The 18,277-nt window shown below is 54.2% G+C and carries 14 protein-coding genes; 9 read left to right on the forward strand and 5 right to left on the reverse strand.

Features of this window, described 5'->3' with window-relative positions; translation table 11 throughout:
- Positions 1-122: 122 nt before the first annotated feature.
- Together AC6I8T_RS00760 and AC6I8T_RS00765 are read left to right on the forward strand one after the other, a co-directional pair.
- The gene (locus AC6I8T_RS00760) at positions 123-1,409 is read left to right on the forward strand and encodes a dicarboxylate/amino acid:cation symporter (protein WP_208724526.1); all 1,287 of its coding nucleotides are present in this window, start codon (positions 123-125) and stop codon (positions 1,407-1,409) included.
- Positions 1,410-1,653: 244 nt separating this feature from the next.
- Positions 1,654-3,162, forward strand: a complete 1,509-nt coding sequence (locus AC6I8T_RS00765) for a M16 family metallopeptidase (RefSeq protein ID WP_021183767.1) — start codon at positions 1,654-1,656, stop codon at positions 3,160-3,162.
- A gap of 3 nt (positions 3,163-3,165) precedes the next feature.
- Here AC6I8T_RS00765 and AC6I8T_RS00770 read toward each other — a convergent pair whose 3' ends face one another.
- Together AC6I8T_RS00770 and kdgK are read right to left on the reverse strand one after the other, a co-directional pair.
- Positions 3,166-4,038: an alpha/beta hydrolase gene (locus tag AC6I8T_RS00770; RefSeq protein ID WP_021183768.1), complete on the reverse strand. Its 873-nt coding sequence runs from the start codon at positions 4,036-4,038 to the stop codon at positions 3,166-3,168.
- A 356-nt stretch (positions 4,039-4,394) separates the two neighbouring features.
- Positions 4,395-5,327, reverse strand: a complete 933-nt coding sequence (gene kdgK / locus AC6I8T_RS00775) for a 2-dehydro-3-deoxygluconokinase (RefSeq protein ID WP_497833426.1) — start codon at positions 5,325-5,327, stop codon at positions 4,395-4,397.
- 247 nt (positions 5,328-5,574) lie between these two features.
- On the opposite strand from kdgK, the gene pdeH reads away from it, so the two are divergent.
- Positions 5,575-6,348 carry a cyclic-guanylate-specific phosphodiesterase gene (pdeH, locus tag AC6I8T_RS00780; RefSeq protein WP_036625915.1) on the forward strand — a complete coding sequence of 258 codons (774 nt, stop codon included), beginning with the start codon at positions 5,575-5,577 and terminating at the stop codon, positions 6,346-6,348.
- 62 nt (positions 6,349-6,410) lie between these two features.
- Positions 6,411-8,471 (forward strand): AsmA family protein, encoded by a 2,061-nt coding sequence (locus tag AC6I8T_RS00785; RefSeq protein WP_208724528.1) that lies wholly within the window; start codon positions 6,411-6,413, stop codon positions 8,469-8,471.
- Here the strand turns inward: AC6I8T_RS00785 and ppiC are convergent, their stop codons facing one another.
- Positions 8,472-8,753 carry a peptidylprolyl isomerase PpiC gene (ppiC, locus tag AC6I8T_RS00790; protein WP_013507331.1) on the reverse strand — a complete coding sequence of 94 codons (282 nt, stop codon included), beginning with the start codon at positions 8,751-8,753 and terminating at the stop codon, positions 8,472-8,474.
- Between the two features lie 164 nt (positions 8,754-8,917).
- Between ppiC and rep the strand changes: the two genes are divergently transcribed.
- Entirely contained in the window at positions 8,918-10,942 is a 2,025-nt protein-coding gene (gene rep, locus AC6I8T_RS00795) for a DNA helicase Rep (RefSeq protein ID WP_208724529.1), read from the forward strand.
- A 61-nt stretch (positions 10,943-11,003) separates the two neighbouring features.
- Here the strand turns inward: rep and ppx are convergent, their stop codons facing one another.
- Together ppx and rhlB are read right to left on the reverse strand one after the other, a co-directional pair.
- Positions 11,004-12,488 carry an exopolyphosphatase gene (gene ppx / locus AC6I8T_RS00800; RefSeq protein ID WP_497829852.1) on the reverse strand — a complete coding sequence of 495 codons (1,485 nt, stop codon included), beginning with the start codon at positions 12,486-12,488 and terminating at the stop codon, positions 11,004-11,006.
- Between the two features lie 7 nt (positions 12,489-12,495).
- Complete coding sequence (gene rhlB / locus AC6I8T_RS00805; protein ID WP_021183774.1) at positions 12,496-13,791, reverse strand: ATP-dependent RNA helicase RhlB; 1,296 nt, start codon at positions 13,789-13,791, stop codon at positions 12,496-12,498.
- A gap of 116 nt (positions 13,792-13,907) precedes the next feature.
- Between rhlB and trxA the strand changes: the two genes are divergently transcribed.
- From trxA to wzzE, 4 genes are all read left to right on the forward strand, one after another.
- Positions 13,908-14,240 (forward strand): thioredoxin TrxA, encoded by a 333-nt coding sequence (gene trxA / locus AC6I8T_RS00810; protein ID WP_021183775.1) that lies wholly within the window; start codon positions 13,908-13,910, stop codon positions 14,238-14,240.
- Between the two features lie 347 nt (positions 14,241-14,587).
- Complete coding sequence (gene rho, locus AC6I8T_RS00815; RefSeq protein ID WP_021183776.1) at positions 14,588-15,847, forward strand: transcription termination factor Rho; 1,260 nt, start codon at positions 14,588-14,590, stop codon at positions 15,845-15,847.
- A 275-nt stretch (positions 15,848-16,122) separates the two neighbouring features.
- Entirely contained in the window at positions 16,123-17,199 is a 1,077-nt protein-coding gene (gene wecA / locus AC6I8T_RS00820; protein ID WP_208724531.1) for a UDP-N-acetylglucosamine--undecaprenyl-phosphate N-acetylglucosaminephosphotransferase, read from the forward strand.
- 28 nt (positions 17,200-17,227) lie between these two features.
- On the forward strand, positions 17,228-18,277 hold the full coding sequence (wzzE, locus tag AC6I8T_RS00825; RefSeq protein ID WP_497833427.1) for an ECA polysaccharide chain length modulation protein: 1,050 nt from the start codon (positions 17,228-17,230) through the stop codon (positions 18,275-18,277).

Raw genomic sequence — 18,277 nt, forward strand, 5'->3', positions numbered from 1 at the left:
ATCGCGTTAACCGGATGTTATTTTCCTCAACGTCGGCAGGGCCTTTCCCGGACCCGCTACATGGCATGACATCATTAAATTAAATAAATGACGGATAAATCCGTCTTCACTGGACACCTGTTATGAAAACCTCGCTGTTTAAAAGCCTCTACTTTCAGGTGCTGGTTGCCATTGGCATCGGCGTTCTGTTAGGCCATTTTTATCCTGAGTTAGGCGCGCAGATGAAGCCGCTCGGAGATGGCTTCGTCAAGCTGATCAAGATGATCATCGCCCCCGTGATTTTTTGTACGGTGGTGACCGGTATTGCCGGCATGGAGAGCATGAAAGCAGTTGGGCGGACTGGCGCAGTGGCGCTGCTCTATTTCGAAATTGTCAGCACCATCGCGCTGATTATTGGCCTGATTGTGGTCAACGTGATTCAACCTGGCGCGGGCATGAACATTGACCCCGCCACGCTGGATGCGAAAGCGGTTGCCATGTATGCACAGCAGGCGGAACAGCAGGGCGTGGTTGCCTTCCTGCTGGATGTGATCCCCAATAGCGTGATTGGTGCCTTTGCCAGCGGCAACATCTTGCAGGTGCTGCTGTTCGCGATTCTGTTTGGTTTTGCCCTGCATCGTTTAGGTGACAAAGGCACGTTGATTTTCAACGTGATTGAAAGCTTCTCGAAAGTCATCTTTGGCATCATCAATATGATTATGCGTCTGGCCCCGATTGGTGCATTTGGTGCGATGGCGTTCACCATTGGTAAATACGGTGTCGGTTCGCTGGTACAACTCGGTCAGTTGATTATTTGTTTCTATATCACCTGTATCTTGTTCGTGGTGGTGGTGCTCGGCCTGATTGCCCGCGTGGCAGGTTTCAACATCTTTAAATTCGTGGCGTATATCAAAGAAGAACTGCTGATCGTGCTGGGCACGTCCTCTTCGGAGTCTGCGTTGCCGCGTATGCTGGACAAGATGGAACGGCTTGGCTGTAAGAAATCGGTAGTAGGTCTGGTGATCCCGACCGGTTACTCGTTCAACCTTGACGGTACCTCCATTTACCTGACGATGGCCGCCGTATTTATTGCGCAGGCAACCAATGCGCATATGGACGTCATCCATCAGATCACGTTGTTGGTGGTGCTGCTGCTGTCGTCGAAAGGTGCGGCGGGTGTGACCGGCAGTGGCTTTATCGTGCTGGCGGCAACCTTGTCGGCGGTGGGACATCTGCCGGTGGCCGGACTGGCGCTGATTCTGGGGATTGACCGCTTTATGTCCGAAGCGCGCGCCCTGACTAACCTGGTCGGTAATGGTGTGGCGACCGTGGTGGTGGCGAAGTGGGTCGGTCAGTTGGACGAGCGCCAGTTGAATGAGACGCTTTCTTCAGCGAAAAAGGTGAAAAACGCACCGGAATCTTCGCTGTAAAGCGACAATTGCGTTAATTTTCCGGGAAATGCCCGCTGTGACTTGCCCTCACAGCGGGCATTTGCATAATAAACCCCATTGATTTTTTTCCCGGTTTTTCACCTCGTTGCGCGACATCCCGGCCATCTTGTGGTCAAAGAGTCAGTTGAAGAATAAACGTGGCGGCAAACTGCCGCATCGGTCAGCCTCTGAGCGACCGCACGCGCCGTGATAACGAGTGTTGATCTGTTTGATAGGGGTTCACATGCAGGGCACCAGAATTCGGCTTTTGGTTGGCGGATTGCTGTTGGCAGCATCCGGTTTTGGCGTGCATGCCGAAACACTCCAGCCTGATCCCGCCTGGCAGGAAGGCAAACTGGACAATGGTTTTAGCTGGCAATTGCTGACAACGCCGCAGCGTCCCAGTGACCGCATAGAGCTGCGCCTGATCGTTAACACCGGTTCGCTGGTGGAGAGTGCACAACAAACCGGCTTCAGCCATTTGTTACCGCGTCTGGCGTTGGTGCATAACACCGCGCTCGATACCAATCAGCAACGCGCTTTATGGCAACAGGCGATGGATCCGCATCGTCCGCTGCCGCCTGCCATATCGTCATATGATTTCACCCAATACAATCTGAGCCTGCCGAATAACCGTCCGGAGCTGCTGAAAGAAGCACTGAACTGGCTGTCGGCGACCGCAGGCAAGATGGCACTGAATGAACAGGTGGTGACGACCGCGCTGAGCGCGTCCGATCCAATCGCCACCTGGCCGCCCAACACCCAGGATGTCTGGTGGCGCTATCGCCTGAAAGGCTCAACGCTGCTGGCGCACGATCCTGGCGAACAACCTCGCGCGCCAGTCGATATCGCACAGCTGAAGAATTTTTATCAGCAGTGGTACACGCCAGACGCCATGACCTTATATGTGGTCGGCAATGTTGACAGCCGCAGTCTGGCGGAGCAGATCAACAAAGCTTTTGCGCCGCTACAAGGTAAACGGGCATCGCCGGCGGCAATGCCGACGCTGTCGCCGTTGCCGCATCAACCGGTGAACCTGGTCAATGGGGCGATAAATCAGGATCGTCTGTCGTTGGTGTGGGACAGCCCGTGGCAACCGATTCGCGATTCGCAGAACCTGGAGCGTTACTGGCAGAGCGATCTGGCGCGTGAAGCCTTGTTCTGGCATGTACAGCGTGCCCTGGCCGACAGCAAAGCGCAGAGCGTTCAGGTGGGCTTCGACTGTCGTGTGCTGTATCAACGCGCCCAGTGCGCCATCAATATGGACAGCCCTAACGCTTCACTGCCCCAGAATATGAATCTGGTAGCAAAAGAGCTGGCGGCGGTGCGTGATAAAGGGTTGCCGCAGGATGAGTTTGACGCGCTGATGGCGCAAAAGCTGCTGGAGCTGAACAAGTTGTTCGCCACCTACGCACGTACCGACACCGATATTTTGATGGGGCAGCGTCTGCGCTCACAGCAAAATGCGGTGGTAGATATCGCTCCGGAGCAATATCAAAAACTGCGCCAGTCATTTCTTGGCGGGTTAACGCGTGATCAGCTTAATCAGGAACTGCGTCAGCAATTGACCCAGGAACTGACGATGGTGTTGATCCAGCCGGAAGGTGAAGCGGAAACCAATGTGAAAATGTTGCAGGAAAGCTGGGATAAGGTGATGACACCACCAGAGACACCGACCACCCCAGCCAGTCCGGATGATGTCAAAAACGACGGCAATGCCAGCAGCAGTGAGCTGGCCCCGCCATCGTCATAAGCCTCAGGTTTTTGCCCGCAGCCACTCGGTCACCAGCATCGGCCAACTGGCTAAGGGCAAATCCGCCACGCCACGGATGCCAAATCCGTGGCCGCCTTTCTGATAAAAGTGGATTTCTGCCGGTACGCTGTGTTCGCGCAGCGCGCTGAAGAACACCATGCTGTTATTGATTGATACCGTTTCATCGTCAGCCGCGTGGATCAGCAGCGTCGGCGGCGTCTGGCTATGCACCCGTGTTTCCAGCGAATAGGCATCTATGGTTTTTTGATCCGGCCAGGCACCCAATAGCCGGGTGCGGGTACTTTCATGGGCCAGCCCGTCACGCATGCTGATCACCGGATAAATCAGCACCATCGCGTCAGGTCGGGGCGAGAGGCTGTCAGCCTGATCCTGCACCGGGTAGATTTTCTCAGAAAACCGCGTGCCGAGGCTGGCGGCAACATGGCCACCGGCGGAGAAACCCATCATCACGATATATTTGCCGTTCATCGCACGCTGCGCCCGATCGCGCAGTACCCGCACGGCACGCTGCGCATCGGCTAGCGGCGCATCCGGGCCTTCGTGATGACCGTCGTAAGGTAAACGGTAGGTCATGACCGCCAGTGTGTAACCCATTGAGGTAAAGAACGTCGCCAGTGCGCTGCCCTCGCGATCGATCAACACCCGTTGATAACCGCCGCCCGGAGCCACCAATAGCGTAATACCGTTGGAGTTTTCGGGGTGCCAGATAGCCATCTCCGGGCAGCGTACCCCGGTGGCAGCACGATCATAGGGTTCATATTCTTTGGCGAGATCGACAATCTGCGGCTGTGCGCGTGAGTCGCTGGCACCCGGTGCATCACCGTGCGGCCAGATATTAATAATTTCTGTGTGCATAAATCGGTCCTGAGCGAATCATGTTGTCGTTTTTGTGGTCGCGGCCGGATCAACAGCATCCTGCTGTTATTGATTAAAACATGGTCTTTTTTATGGCGATCGTCCAGCCGAAAAGCCGTAATTCAGACAGAATCGGACTATGCCTGGCGCACCTTTTTGTTGCCATAACGTATTGAATTTAAAATTATATCTTAAGCCTGGCTAAAGTAGTCAGGCATGGATTGGCAGGAAAATGGATCTCAGCAGGCGTCAGGGGAAACTGCCGGGAGGAAGTGCTGATTTAAGGTAAATTTCTGGCAATTGTTTGTTAGCCAGCGTGATGTTTGAGACGCCCTGACGTGCAGGGCGTAGAGGCATTACTGTGGCATTGCGTCCAGAGGGATGATCGCGCCGCGATGTTGAATCACGGTGCTGGCGGTGAGATGACCGCGGGCGGCGGCGGCATCCGGTGCCGCACCCTGTAAACGCAGCGCCAGATAGCCTGCGCTAAAGGAATCGCCAGCGGCAGTGGTGTCGATCACTTTCTCTTTTGCCAGTTTGATGGCGGGCACGTCGTAAAGCGGCGCATCACCAACGGCCACCAAACAGGATTCAGCGCCACGTTTGATAACAATCTCCTGCACGCCTGCGTTGCGGGTGCGGGCAATCACCGCTTCCAGTGGCTGTTCACCCCATAACAGATGTTCATCATCCAGCGTCAGAAAGGCGATATCGGTATGCTGCAACATCGCAGCATACGCCTGCTGCGCACTGGCTTTATCGGCCCACAAGCGCGGGCGATAGTTATTATCAAAAATCACTTTGCCGCCGTTCTGGCGGCACGCGCTGAGCAGGTTCATCAGCTTCTCGCGGCTGGCGGCAGGCAAAATCGCCAGGCTGATGCCGCTGAGATAGAGATAATCGTAATGGGCCAGTTGTTGGCAAATGGCCTCAGATTGCGGGCTGTCGAGCCAGTAGCGCGCAGCGGCATCGCTACGCCAGTACCAGAAGGTCCGCTCGCCGTGCTCGTCGGTTTCGATGAAGTACAGACCCGGCATTTTGTTGTCGAGTCGCTGGATCAATCCCGTTTGAACCTGCTCCTGCTGCCAGGCGGCAATCATCTGGTCACTGAAGCTGTCGGTGCCGAGGGCGGTTACGTAATCAACGCGCAGCTGCTCAATGTCAGACTGACGCGCCAGATATACCGCGGTATTCAGCGTATCGCCGCCAAAGCCGCGTTTGATGTTCTCACCTTTTTCGGACAGCTCAATCATGCATTCGCCAAGGATGGCGATTTTCTTCTGCGTCATGGTCTTCGGCCTGTAGTGAATTCTTCCCCTAGTCTCGCGTCTGGTATGGCAGCCGTCAATGTTTTTCAAAACGGCGTTTTAATTCCACTTAAGGTGTGAAACAGGGGGTTTAAGGGTAATTTAGCCGCGAAATTGTTGCTTGTTTTACCGATTAAGCGTGAGACGCACTGTTACACTCAAGAGCTCGTGTGGCTGCTCAGGATGATGATGCTATTTGCAGGCACTCACCACCTACCAGGAAAAAACCATGGTGATGAAGAATTTTAGTCATCGACTGCCTTCTTCAATTGAACTGGAGCAACAACAGGAAACGCGTCTCTTCTGGCAGCAGTGCCAACGATTCTATACTTTCCAGCCGATCTACCAGGTCTCGGGCCACTTACTGGCTATTGAATTACTGACTGCGGTGACACATCCATCCGCACCAGAAAAAAGGCTTTCGCCGGAAATCTATTTTGATGCGCTGGAGATTTCTCAGCGTCTCGATGTGGTGCAGGAACAGTTGGAGCTGCTGATGCAGTGGTCGGCTCTTTTTAATCAGCGCCAACTGGTGGCTTCGGTCAATATCGATGGCCCTACGCTGCTGGCAATCCAACAACATCCGCAAATCCGCAGCCTGATAACCCAACTGCCGTGGGTACGCTTTGAACTGACAGAACATCATGTGTTGCCGCAGGAAGAGATGATTGCGCAGATGCCGGAGCTTGGCCCGCTGTGGCTGGATGATTTTGGTTCCGGTATGGCGAATTTCTCCGCCCTGACCGAGCTGCGTTATGACTACATTAAGTTGTCACGCGAGCTATTTATGCTGCTGCGTTCTACCGACGAAGGTCGCAGCCTGTTTTCTATGCTGTTGGCCTTAATCAACCGTTATTGCAACGGGGTGATTGTCGAAGGCGTGGAAACCGAGGAAGAGTGGCAGCAGGTGCGTAGCTCGCCCGCAATGGCCGCACAAGGTTATTTCTTCTCCCGCCCGGTTCCGTTTAGCGAACTGGAAAACATGGCGCTGGCGCTTCCCTGATAACGTTCCTCAACGTCTCGACTATCTTTAAATGAGACGTGGAAGGACAAGGAGGAAGCAGCATGTCACGAACAGGAAAAGTCCTGAGTTGGGTCATCGGGATTTTTTTGTTGCTGGTTGTGGTGATGGTGGTCGTGATTGCGACCTTTGACTGGAATCGCCTGAAACCAACCATCAACCAGAAAGTCTCGGCAGAATTGAATCGACCTTTCGCCATTCGCGGCGATCTCGGTGTAGCCTGGGTACGCAATCGTGAAGAACCCGGCTGGCGTAGCTGGGTGCCCTGGCCGCAGGTGCATGCCGACGATATTATGCTGGGTAATCCGCCCGCTATCCCTGATGTCACCATGGTGCATTTACAGCGCGTCGAGGCGACGTTAGCGCCGCTGGCGTTGCTGCATAAACAGGTTTATCTGCCGTGGATCAAACTCCAGCAACCCGATGCACGCCTGGTGCAGACTGCGGATAAACAAAACAACTGGACCTTCAACCTTGCCAGCAATAACAACGGCGAGGCCAATGCGGCCCCTTCGGCCTGGACGTTCCGTCTCGATAATATCCTGTTCGATCAAGGGCAGGTACGCTATCGCGACGCCATTAACAAAGCGGATGTCAGCGTCACCCTCAATCCCCTCGGCAAGCCGGTGCCCTATGCGCAGGTGGCGGGAGGTGATGATAAACAGCAGGGTGCCGGTGACTTTGTCTTTGGCTGGCAGGCGAGCGGCACCTATAACAATCAGCGCTTAGAGGGCGAGGGCAAAATTGGCGGCATGTTGTCACTGCGCAGCCAAACCACGCCGTTCCCGTTACAGGTTGATGTACGCAATGGCACCACGCGGGTACGCGTCGAAGGGACATTGCAGGACCCCCTGAATCTGGGTGGGTTGGATGTACGGCTGCGTTTCTCCGGCGATACGCTGGCGAATCTGTACGGTTTGGCTGGCGTGCTGTTACCCGATACGCCGCCCTATGAAACCGATGGTCACCTGATTGCGCGTTTTAACGACGACAAAGGCCCAGTGTTCCGCTACGAAAAATTCAATGGTCATATCGGTGACAGCGATATTCATGGTTCGCTGGTGTACCGTCAGGGCAAACCCCGCCCGAGCCTGACCGGCGATCTCTCGTCGAACCAACTGCGTATGGCCGATTTGGGGCCGTTGATTGGGGTCAATTCTGGTAAGGGCAGTGAGAAAACGCAGCAGGCGAAAGCACAGCGTGGCGAAGCCTCGACGCAGCCTGCCGATCGTGTTTTACCGCACGACAAGTTCGATACCAAAAATTGGGACGTGATGGATGCTGATGTGAAGTTGAGCGGTAAGCGCATCGAACATAGCAATTCGCTGCCGTTAAGCGATCTTTATACCCATTTGCAGCTTAATAACGGTGATTTGCGCCTTGATCCGCTGCGCTTTGGTATGGCGGGTGGTGCGCTTAACTCCACCATCCATCTGGAAGGGAACCGCAGCCCCATGCGTGGCCGGGCGGATGTGCATGTGCGTAAACTTCAGCTGCGGCAGTTATTTCCCAATGTGCAAGCGATGCAGAAAAGCCTTGGTCAGTTGAACGGTGACGCCACGTTAAGCGGCACCGGTAATTCGGTGGCTGATTTGCTGGGCACCAGTGATGGTGAGTTGAAGCTGTTGATGAACGATGGGTTGATCAGTCGCAGCCTGATGGAGATTGCCGGACTGAATGTCGGTAACTATGTGGTGGGTAAACTGTTTGGCGATGACGAGGTGCGTATCAACTGTGCGGCCACCGATCTCAACATTCGCAATGGGCTGGCGACGCCCAAACTGTTTGTCTTCGATACCGAGAACGCGGTGATTAATGTGTCAGGCAGCGCCAACTTTGCTAATGAGCGCCTCGATTTGACCATCGATCCCGAGAGTAAAGGTATCCGCATCATTACGCTGCGCTCGCCGTTGTATGTGCGCGGCACCTTCAAAAAACCGGATGCCGGGGTGAAAGCTGGGCCGTTGATTGCTCGCGGTGCCGCAGCGTTGGCATTAGGCGCGGTGGTGGCACCGGCCGCCGCGTTGCTGGCGTTGGTTTCACCCAGCGATACCGACAGCAATCAATGCAGCAACGTGTTGCAGCAGATGAAGCAGAAGAAATGATCAGTTACGCCACAGCACCTTAATGATGTGGTAGCCAAAGGCGGTTTTCACCGGTCCATAGGGTTGCAGCAATGGGCAGCTGAAGACCGCTTTATCAAAGGCCGGGACCATCTGACCTTTTCGGAACTCACCTAAATCGCCGCCGTTACGTCCGGAGGGGCAGGTGGAGTGTTTCTTTGCCAGCTGTTGGAAGTTCGCACCTTTTTCCAGCTGGGCCAGTAACGCTTTTGCTTTTGCTTCATCCTTCACCAGGATGTGTAAAGCTGCCGCGGTTTTCGCCATGATTCGGTCCTGTTGTGTATAATCGTCGCGCATTATAGCCTGCACCGAATGGTAGCGGCGCGATTTATCGCGCTGTTAAGGTGCTGTGTGATGCCCTCATCCCGACCTTCTCCCGCCAGCGGGAGAAGGAGATGTGCAATATGTTAACTGAGTGAATTTCCGTTATGCGTTTAAACCCCGGCCAACAACGTGCTGTCGAATTTGTCACCGGTCCCTGTCTGGTGCTGGCCGGTGCTGGCTCGGGTAAAACCCGTGTGATCACCAATAAAATTGCGCATCTGATCCGCGACTGCGGCTATCAGGCGCGTCATATCGCCGCCGTGACCTTCACCAATAAAGCTTCGCGCGAGATGAAAGAGCGTGTAGCGCAGACGCTGGGGCGTAAAGAGGCGCGCGGTCTGATGATCTCGACCTTCCATACCCTGGGGCTGGAAATTATCAAACGCGAATATGCCGCGTTGGGGATGAAATCGAGCTTTTCCCTGTTTGACGATCAGGATCAGCTGGCGTTGCTGAAGGATTTGACCAAACAGTGGCTGGAAGAAGATAAGACCCAGTTGCAGCAGCTGATTTCGACCATTTCCAACTGGAAGAACGATTTGGTTGATCCCCAGGGTGCGGCAGGGATGGCGAAATCTCAGCGTGACCAGATTTTTGCCCATTGCTACCAGTTGTACGATCAACACCTGAAAGCCTGCAATGTGCTGGATTTTGACGATTTGATTCTGTTGCCGACGCTGCTGCTGAAACGCAATCAGGAAGTCCGGGAACGCTGGCAGCAGCGCATCCGCTACCTGTTGGTGGATGAATATCAGGACACCAATACCAGCCAGTACGAGCTGGTGAAACTGCTGGTCGGCGCACGGGCACGTTTTACCGTAGTGGGCGATGATGACCAGTCGATTTATTCCTGGCGCGGCGCACGGCCACAAAACCTGGTGCTGCTGAAAGAGGATTTTCCGGCACTGGAAGTGGTCAAGCTGGAACAGAACTATCGGTCGTCTCAGCGCATCCTGAAGGCTGCCAACATCCTGATTGCCAACAATCCGCATGTATTTGAAAAGCGACTGTTTTCTGAGCTGGGGATCGGTAGCGAGCTGAAGGTGCTGATGGCAAACAATGAGGACCACGAGGCGGAACGCGTGGCCGGCGAATTGATTGCGCATCACTTTATCAACAAGACGCAGTACAAGGACTACGCCATTCTCTATCGCGGCAACCATCAGTCGCGCGTGTTTGAGAAGCTGCTGATGCAGAACCGTATTCCATATCGTATCTCGGGGGGGACTTCATTTTTCTCCCGCCCGGAGATTAAAGATTTGCTGGCCTACCTGCGGGTGCTCACTAACCCGGAAGATGACAGCGCGTTTCTGCGTATTGTGAATACGCCGCGGCGTGAGATTGGCCCTGCCACGCTGCAAAAATTGGGTGAATGGGCCACGCTGCGCAACAAGAGTTTGTTCAACGCCAGTTTCGATATGGGGTTGGGACAGACCCTGACCGGGCGTGGACTGGAGCATCTGCAACGTTTTACCGCCTGGCTGAATGAGATCATTCAACTGGCTGAGCGTGAGCCAATCAATGCGGTACGCGATCTGATTCGCGGTATTGATTACGAAAGCTGGCTGTTCGAAACCTCCCCCAGCCCGAAAGCCGCTGAAATGCGCATGAAAAACGTCAATATGTTGTTCCAGTGGATGACGGAAATGCTGGAAGGCAGTGAGCTGGATGAGCCGATGACGCTGGCGCAGGTGGTCACCCGTTTCACGCTGCGCGATATGATGGAGCGTGGTGAGAGCGACGAAGATGTCGATCAGGTTCAGTTGATGACGTTGCATGCTTCAAAAGGGTTGGAGTTTCCGTATGTTTATCTGGTGGGAATGGAAGAGGGGCTTCTGCCGCACCAGAGCAGCATTGATGAAAACAACATCGAGGAGGAGCGCCGTCTGGCGTACGTCGGGATTACCCGTGCGCAGAAGGAGCTAACCTTTACGTTATGTCGGGAGCGCCGTCAGTATGGCGAGTTGGTGCGACCGGAGCCGAGCCGCTTTTTACTGGAACTGCCGCAGGATGATATGGAATGGGAGCGCGAGAAGAAAGTGGTGAGCGCTGAGGAGCAAATGAAAACGAGGCAGACTCGCGTCGCCGGTTTACGTGCGATGCTGGAGAATGCAAAAAAAGGCGCGTAGCGGCGCGATTTATCGCGCAGGTTTTAAAAGAGCGCGATAAATCGCGCCGCTACGGGGTACATCAGGACAGGGTTAATAACCAGTGCACATAAGACTGGAAATGGCTTTCCTGCTCCAGCAGCTCCGCCCTTAACGGATGCGCCTGCAACCAGCCCGGAGGCAACGTCAGATGCAGCGCATCATCATCCGCCTGCAAACGTACCGCTGGTAAGGTGTCATCGCGACGACGGCTGGAGAAGATAATCGCCAGACGCAATAAACGGCACAGACGCTCAGCCAGACGCGGTGGCACCGCATTCTGCTGTGTCAGTAGCGCCAGATCGATGCTGCCGCTCTGGTTCTGTAACAGGCAGGCCAGCAATTTTTTCTGGGCGGGGGTAAAGCCGGGAAGATCGAGATGGCGAATCAGGTAAGCAGCGTGCTGGGAAGCCTGGCGGAAATCAACACTCAGGCCAATTTCGTGAATCGAACAGGCGCTCAGCAGCAGATCGCGACATCGATGATCCAGCTTCCATGCGGCGCTTACCTGACGGAAAAAGCTTTCAGCCAACTGGCGCACGCGTTCGGCCTGATCCACATCAATGGTAAAACGGCGCTGGACGTTTTGCAGAGTACGGCTGCGAATATCGCGATCAATGGGTTGATGCAGCATGCCATACACCAGCCCTTCGCGCAGTGCGCCACCGGCCAGCGTCATACTTTCGATATTCAGTTCCTGAAAGATGGCGATCAGGATAGACAAGCCGCTGGGGAACACCAGCGCGCGCTCCAGGGTCAGCCCTTCAATCTCCAGTTCCTCGAGCTTGCCACATTGAATGGCACGCTGTTTCAACTGTTGCAGTTTGCTCAGGGTAATGCGTTCATCCATCCCCTGCGCCACCATAATTTCCTGTAGCGCCTGCACGGTGCCTGAGGCACCCACACAAATCTGCCAGCCTTTTTCGCGCAGTGCCGTCGCTACCGGGCGGATCATCTCACGCGCTGCCTGTTCGGCCTGAGCAAAGTTCTCCTTTGCCAGATGACGATCGCTGAAGTAACGCTCCAGCCAGGTGACGCAGCCCATCGACAGACTAAACAGCGTTGTCGCATGAGAACCCTCACCGGTCACCAGCTCGGTACTGCCGCCACCGATATCGACGACCAGACGCTGATCGGAGCCACCGGTGGTATGCGCCACACCCTGATAAATCAGGCGTGCTTCCTCTTCGCCACTGATGACGTTAACCGGGCAGCCAAGGATCTTTTCTGCGGTAGTGAGGAAGTCCTGCGCGTTGGCAGCAAGGCGCAGCGTGGCCGTCGCAACCACGCGAATCTGTTCAGGAGGAATGTCCTGGAGTTGTTCGGAGAAAAGTTTCAGGCACTGCCAGCCACGTTGCATTGCTTCTGCCGAGAGCTGGCTCTCTTTGTCGAGACCCGCAGCCAGGCGCACCTTGCGTTTTATGCGCGCGACCGTCTGAATGCTGCCAGAGACTTCGCGCACCACCAACATATGAAAACTGTTGGAACCCAGATCAATCGCAGCATAAAGGGACGATGCGCTTAGCATGGTGTGCTTAACCCGAACGTTTACGGTTGTTGTTACGCGGTGCGCCACTGCGACGGTTGGTGTTATTGCCACCACGACGCGGGCCATTGCCTGAGCGGTTACGGGTCAAACGTTTCGGTGGTGGCAGGTCGTTCAACAGCGCTTCGCTATTGTATTTGCTCACCGGGATACCGTGGCCGATATACTCTTCAATGGCTGGCAGATTCAGCGCGTACTCTTCACAGGCGAGGCTGATGGAGTGACCGCTGGCACCCGCGCGGCCGGTACGGCCAATACGGTGCACGTAATCTTCACGATCGTCGGGCAGGTCGTAGTTAAATACATGGGTCACCGCAGGGATGTGCAGACCACGAGCAGCGACATCGGTTGCTACCAGAATATCAACATCACCTTTGGTGAAATCGTCGAGAATACGCAGACGTTTTTTCTGCGCCACGTCACCGGTCAACAAGCCAACGCGATGACCATCGGCGGCGAGATGGCCCCAGATGTCTTCACAACGGTGCTTGGTGTTAGCGAAGACGATGGCACGGTCTGGCCACTCTTCTTCCAGCAGGGTTTGCAGCAGACGCATCTTCTCTTCGTTTGAAGGATAGAAGAGTTCTTCTTTGATGCGATGGCCGGTTTTTTGCTCCGGTTCCACTTCCACATATTCGGCGTTGTTCATATGTTCGAACGCCAGTTCACGCACACGCCAGGAAAGGGTGGCGGAGAACAACATGCTCAGACGTTGCGTCGCAGGAGGAACACGGCGGAACACCCAGCGGATGTCTTTGATAAAGCCGAGATCGAACATGCGGTCAGCTTCGTCCAGCACCACCACCTGAATCGCACCCAGGTTGATATGGTTCTGTTTAGCGTAATCGATCAGGCGACCGGTGGTACCCACCAGAATATCCACGCCTTGTTCCAGCACTTTCAGCTGTTTATCGTAACCGTCGCCGCCATAGGCCAGACCCAGCTTCAGGCCGGTGGCCTGTGCCAGCGGTTCTGCATCGGCATGGATCTGTACCGCCAGCTCGCGCGTAGGTGCCATGATCAAGGCGCGCGGCTGATTCACCTGACGGCCTTCAGCCTCAGGATGCGTAAGAAGATGATGAAACGTTGACGTCAGGAACGCCATCGTTTTGCCGGTACCGGTTTGCGCCTGACCCGCGACGTCACGCCCTGAAAGCGTAAGAGGCAACGCGAGCGCCTGAATCGGCGTGCAGTTATGAAAGCCTTTCTTTTCAAGGGCTTCCACTACCTTTGGGTGCAGGGCGAAGTCGGAAAACTTCTGTTCTGTTAAGTGTGTTTTGCTCATAGTGTGGTAGAATATCAGCTTACTATCGCTTTACGAAAGCGTATCCGATGAAATAAAGTCAACCTACGTTGGTAAATATTACGCCAATTCGCCAGGCATAATCTTTGGAGTAAAACATGAGCAGCGATAAAATCGTTCACCTGACCGATGACAGTTTCGACACCGATGTGCTGAAAGCAGACGGTGTGACACTGGTAGATTTCTGGGCTGAATGGTGTGGTCCTTGCAAAATGATCGCACCGATTCTTGATGAAGTCGCAGAAGAGTACGACGGTAAGCTCACCATCGCCAAGCTGAACATTGACGACAACCCGGGCACCGCGCCGAAGTACGGCATTCGTGGTATCCCAACCCTGCTGCTGTTCAAAAACGGCGAGGTGGCGGCAACGAAAGTTGGCGCGCTGTCAAAAGGCCAGCTTAAAGAGTTCCTGAACGCTAACCTGGGCTAAGCCCGGCGCGGTGTTTCGTCCGCAGTGGCGAATTTTTTCTCCACTGCTGGACGTCTCCCTTTTAGCGTGATAAGTTGTCAATACTGCATTACGCACTTACCTTGTAGTTTGCATCTAAAAGATTTCCCTTGTCAGACCCTATTCGCATTGAACGTTTTCGTGGTTTGGCAATCTGACGGCTAGTACCCCTGGCAACATTATCGACCGTCTCCTCGCTTTCTATCGCCATCCCTGACGATATCCGTCGAGCAGAGTCGAAAAAGAGCCATTAAACAGGCATGGAATATTCGCCATACCATTCACGACAAACATTTCGAGAATTACCCCGAGTTTAAGAACCCATCACTATGAATCTTACCGAATTAAAGAATACGCCGGTTTCTGAGCTGATTACTCTCGGCGAAAATATGGGGCTGGAAAACCTGGCGCGTATGCGCAAGCAGGATATTATTTTCGCCATTCTGAAGCAGCACGCGAAGAGTGGCGAAGACATCTTCGGTGATGGTGTGCTGGAGATATTGCAGGATGGATTTGGTTTCCTCCGTTCCGCAGACAGCTCCTACCTCGCCGGTCCCGACGACATCTACGTTTCTCCCAGCCAAATTCGCCGCTTCAACCTCCGCACAGGTGACACCATCTCCGGTAAAATTCGCCCGCCGAAAGAAGGTGAGCGTTACTTTGCCCTGTTGAAGGTGAATGAAGTTAACTACGATAAGCCGGAAAACGCGCGTAGTAAGATTCTGTTCGAAAACCTTACGCCGCTGCACGCTAACAGCCGTTTGCGTATGGAGCGTGGTAATGGTTCTACTGAAGACCTGACAGCGCGTGTTCTGGATCTGGCTTCACCGATTGGTCGTGGTCAGCGTGGCTTGATCGTGGCACCGCCGAAAGCCGGTAAAACCATGCTGTTGCAGAACATCGCCCAGAGCATCGCCTACAATCACCCGGATTGTGTGCTGATGGTGCTGCTGATTGACGAACGTCCGGAAGAAGTGACCGAGATGCAGCGTCTGGTTAAAGGCGAAGTTATCGCATCAACCTTCGACGAACCGGCTTCCCGCCATGTGCAGGTTGCGGAAATGGTGATCGAGAAAGCCAAGCGCCTGGTTGAGCATAAAAAAGACGTCATCATTCTGCTCGACTCCATCACCCGTCTGGCTCGCGCCTACAACACCGTGGTTCCGGCCTCAGGTAAAGTACTGACCGGTGGTGTGGACGCCAACGCCCTGCATCGTCCGAAGCGTTTCTTCGGTGCGGCGCGTAACGTGGAAGAGGGCGGCAGCCTGACCATCATCGCTACTGCGTTGGTTGATACCGGTTCGAAGATGGACGAAGTGATTTACGAAGAATTTAAAGGTACCGGCAACATGGAATTGCACCTTTCCCGTAAAATTGCGGAAAAACGTGTGTTCCCGGCGATCGACTACAACCGTTCCGGTACCCGTAAAGAGGAACTGCTTACCACCTCTGAAGAGTTGCAGAAGATGTGGATCCTGCGCAAAATCATCCATCCGATGGGTGAAATCGACGCGATGGAGTTCCTCATCAACAAACTGGCAATGACCAAAACCAACGACGAATTCTTCGATATGATGAAGCGTTCCTGACGTGTCAGTGGCGAAAAGTCTCTCAGACAGACTTTTCGCACAAATTGCCAGGATTTATCGCCAACGCCACGTCTTAACGTGGCGTTTTTTATTTTCGGGCATTAGGATTATGCGAGCCGGGAGTATTGATAATGACTGTGGCGGAAGTGCTGGTTTTTTAACCAAACGCGCACCTCTGGAGCAGAATTAGGACTAAGGATGAACGGCAAAGGCAAAAAGTTCGCCTATTGTTGTCCACGATTTTAGCTGAGAGCGTTAATGTGAATTTACTCACTATGAGTACTGAGCTTGGTTTAGTTTTTCTGTTTTCCTTAGCGTTCCTGTTTTTTGCTCGCAAAGTGGCTAAAAAAATCGGACTGGTTGACACGCCAAACTCCAGAAAACGCCATCATGGAGCGATTCCGCTCGTCGGCGGGATTTCCGTCTATGCGGGGATCTGCTTCGCGTTTCTCATTTCGAATTACTATCTCCCACATTCTTTGTTGTACCTCGGCTGCGCCGGGGTGTTGGTGTTGGTTGGCGCGCTGGACGATCGCTTCGATATCAGCGTGAAAATCCGTGCTACGGTGCAGGCTACGGTCGCGGTAGTGATGATGGCCGGAGCCAAACTCTATCTGCTTAGCCTCGGTTTTATTATCGGTCCGGTCGAACTGATTGTCGGGCCGTTTGGCTATGTACTGACGCTGTTTGCCGTTTGGGCGGCAATTAACGCCTTCAATATGGTGGATGGGATTGATGGCCTGCTGGGCGGGCTGTCGTCAGTCACCTTCGGTGCGATGGGGATCATTCTTTACTTTGACGGGCAAACCAGCCTGTCAATGTGGTGCTTTGCCATGATTGCCGCCACCATCCCCTATATCCTGCTTAACCTTGGTTTCCTCGGACGGCGTTATAAAGTGTTTATGGGTGATGCAGGCAGTACCATGATTGGTTTCACCATCATCTGGATCCTGCTGGAAACCACCCAGGGATTAAGTCATCCGATAACCCCGGTCACCGCGTTGTGGCTGATTGCCATTCCCCTGATGGATATGGTTGCCATCATGTATCGCCGTCTGCGCAAAGGGATGAGCCCATTTTCTGCCGATCGCCAGCATATCCATCATCTGATCATGCGTGCGGGTTTTACGTCACGACAGGCGTTCCTGTTGATTACCGTGGCGGCGGCGATTCTGGCGGGTATTGGTGTCCTCGGTGAGTATTTGGCCTTCATCCCGGAGTGGGTGATGCTGTTGTTGTTTTTGTTGGCATTTTTCTTCTATGGCTATTGCCTGAAGCACGCCTGGCGTGTGGCACGCAAAGTTCGCCGAATCAAACGTCGCTGGCAAAGCGTTGGCGATGATAAGAAATAAATCAGTACCCAGAAAAGGATCCCTTGTTATGACCTCTGGAGTTGTGGAGAACGAACTGGATATTCGCGGCCTGTGCTGTACGCTATGGCGTGGTAAACGCTGGATCGTTGGTCTGGCGTTGCTGTTCGCGTTGCTGGCATGGCTGGTGTCTATGCTGATGAAACAGACATGGAGCACCACGGCGATCACCGATCGACCCACCGTCAACATGTTGGGGGATTACTTCGTCCAGCAGCAACTGCTCAAAAACCTTGATGTGCGTAACAACACGCTAAATCTCAGCTCGCCTGGGCCAACGGTCATGGATGATGTCTACCAGGAATTCATCATGCAACTGGCATCATGGGACACTCGACGGGATTTCTGGTTGCAGACCGACTACTATAAAAGCCGCAAAAGCGGTAACGCCCACAACGATGCGGCGTTACTTGATGATCAGATCAACAATATTCAGTTCACACCTGCCGATCCGGCTCACAATACGCTGAACAGCGTCAGGCTGGTGGCCGAAAGCGCCAGTGATGCCAATAACCTGCTGCGACAGTACATTGCTTACGCTAGCGAACGGGCCGCGCGCCATTTGAATGCGGAGCTGAAAGGTGCCTGGCAGGCGCGAGCCGAACAGTTGCAGGCGCAGGTGAAGCGTCAGGAAGATGTGGCACAGGCGGTATTTGCCCGGCAGCGTCAGCGTATTGAGCAGGCGCTGAAAATCGCCAGCCAGCAAGGTATCAAAGAAAACCGCGCGCCGGTGATGGGTGAAACGCTACCGGACAGCGACCGCTTCCTGCTGGGGCAGCAAATGTTGCAGGCGCAGCTCGATACCTTGCAGGCCAGCGGTCCGGCGTACGATTTAAGCTATGATCAAAACAGAGCAATGTTGAGTACATTGCAGGCCGGGCCGCGTGTGGATAAACAGTTTCAGACCTACCGCTATCTGCGTACACCAGAAGAACCGGTGAAGCGTGATAGCCCACGTCGGCTGTTTATGATGATCATGTGGGGCGTCATCGGCGCGCTGGTGGGAGCGGGGGTTGCATTGGTGCGCCGTCCGCGCCCGATGTCACCAACGAGTCATTGA

Source organism: Pantoea sp. X-Soil-OKNW-556 (assembly GCF_059730695.1).

What these genes read in the sequence shown, in the direction of transcription:
- kdgK (WP_497833426.1), bottom strand. Translation starts at nt 5,327, where the DNA reads ATGACGCAGAAGAAAATCGCCATCCTTGGCGAATGCATGATTGAGCTG.
- wzzE (WP_497833427.1), top strand. Translation starts at nt 17,228, where the DNA reads ATGACCTCTGGAGTTGTGGAGAACGAACTGGATATTCGCGGCCTGTGC.
- ppx (WP_497829852.1), bottom strand. Translation starts at nt 12,488, where the DNA reads ATGCTAAGCGCATCGTCCCTTTATGCTGCGATTGATCTGGGTTCCAAC.
- wecA (WP_208724531.1), top strand. Translation starts at nt 16,123, where the DNA reads ATGAGTACTGAGCTTGGTTTAGTTTTTCTGTTTTCCTTAGCGTTCCTG.
- pdeH (WP_036625915.1), top strand. Translation starts at nt 5,575, where the DNA reads ATGGTGATGAAGAATTTTAGTCATCGACTGCCTTCTTCAATTGAACTG.
- AC6I8T_RS00765 (WP_021183767.1), top strand. Translation starts at nt 1,654, where the DNA reads ATGCAGGGCACCAGAATTCGGCTTTTGGTTGGCGGATTGCTGTTGGCA.
- AC6I8T_RS00770 (WP_021183768.1), bottom strand. Translation starts at nt 4,038, where the DNA reads ATGCACACAGAAATTATTAATATCTGGCCGCACGGTGATGCACCGGGT.
- trxA (WP_021183775.1), top strand. Translation starts at nt 13,908, where the DNA reads ATGAGCAGCGATAAAATCGTTCACCTGACCGATGACAGTTTCGACACC.
- AC6I8T_RS00785 (WP_208724528.1), top strand. Translation starts at nt 6,411, where the DNA reads ATGTCACGAACAGGAAAAGTCCTGAGTTGGGTCATCGGGATTTTTTTG.
- ppiC (WP_013507331.1), bottom strand. Translation starts at nt 8,753, where the DNA reads ATGGCGAAAACCGCGGCAGCTTTACACATCCTGGTGAAGGATGAAGCA.
- rep (WP_208724529.1), top strand. Translation starts at nt 8,918, where the DNA reads ATGCGTTTAAACCCCGGCCAACAACGTGCTGTCGAATTTGTCACCGGT.
- AC6I8T_RS00760 (WP_208724526.1), top strand. Translation starts at nt 123, where the DNA reads ATGAAAACCTCGCTGTTTAAAAGCCTCTACTTTCAGGTGCTGGTTGCC.
- rho (WP_021183776.1), top strand. Translation starts at nt 14,588, where the DNA reads ATGAATCTTACCGAATTAAAGAATACGCCGGTTTCTGAGCTGATTACT.
- rhlB (WP_021183774.1), bottom strand. Translation starts at nt 13,791, where the DNA reads ATGAGCAAAACACACTTAACAGAACAGAAGTTTTCCGACTTCGCCCTG.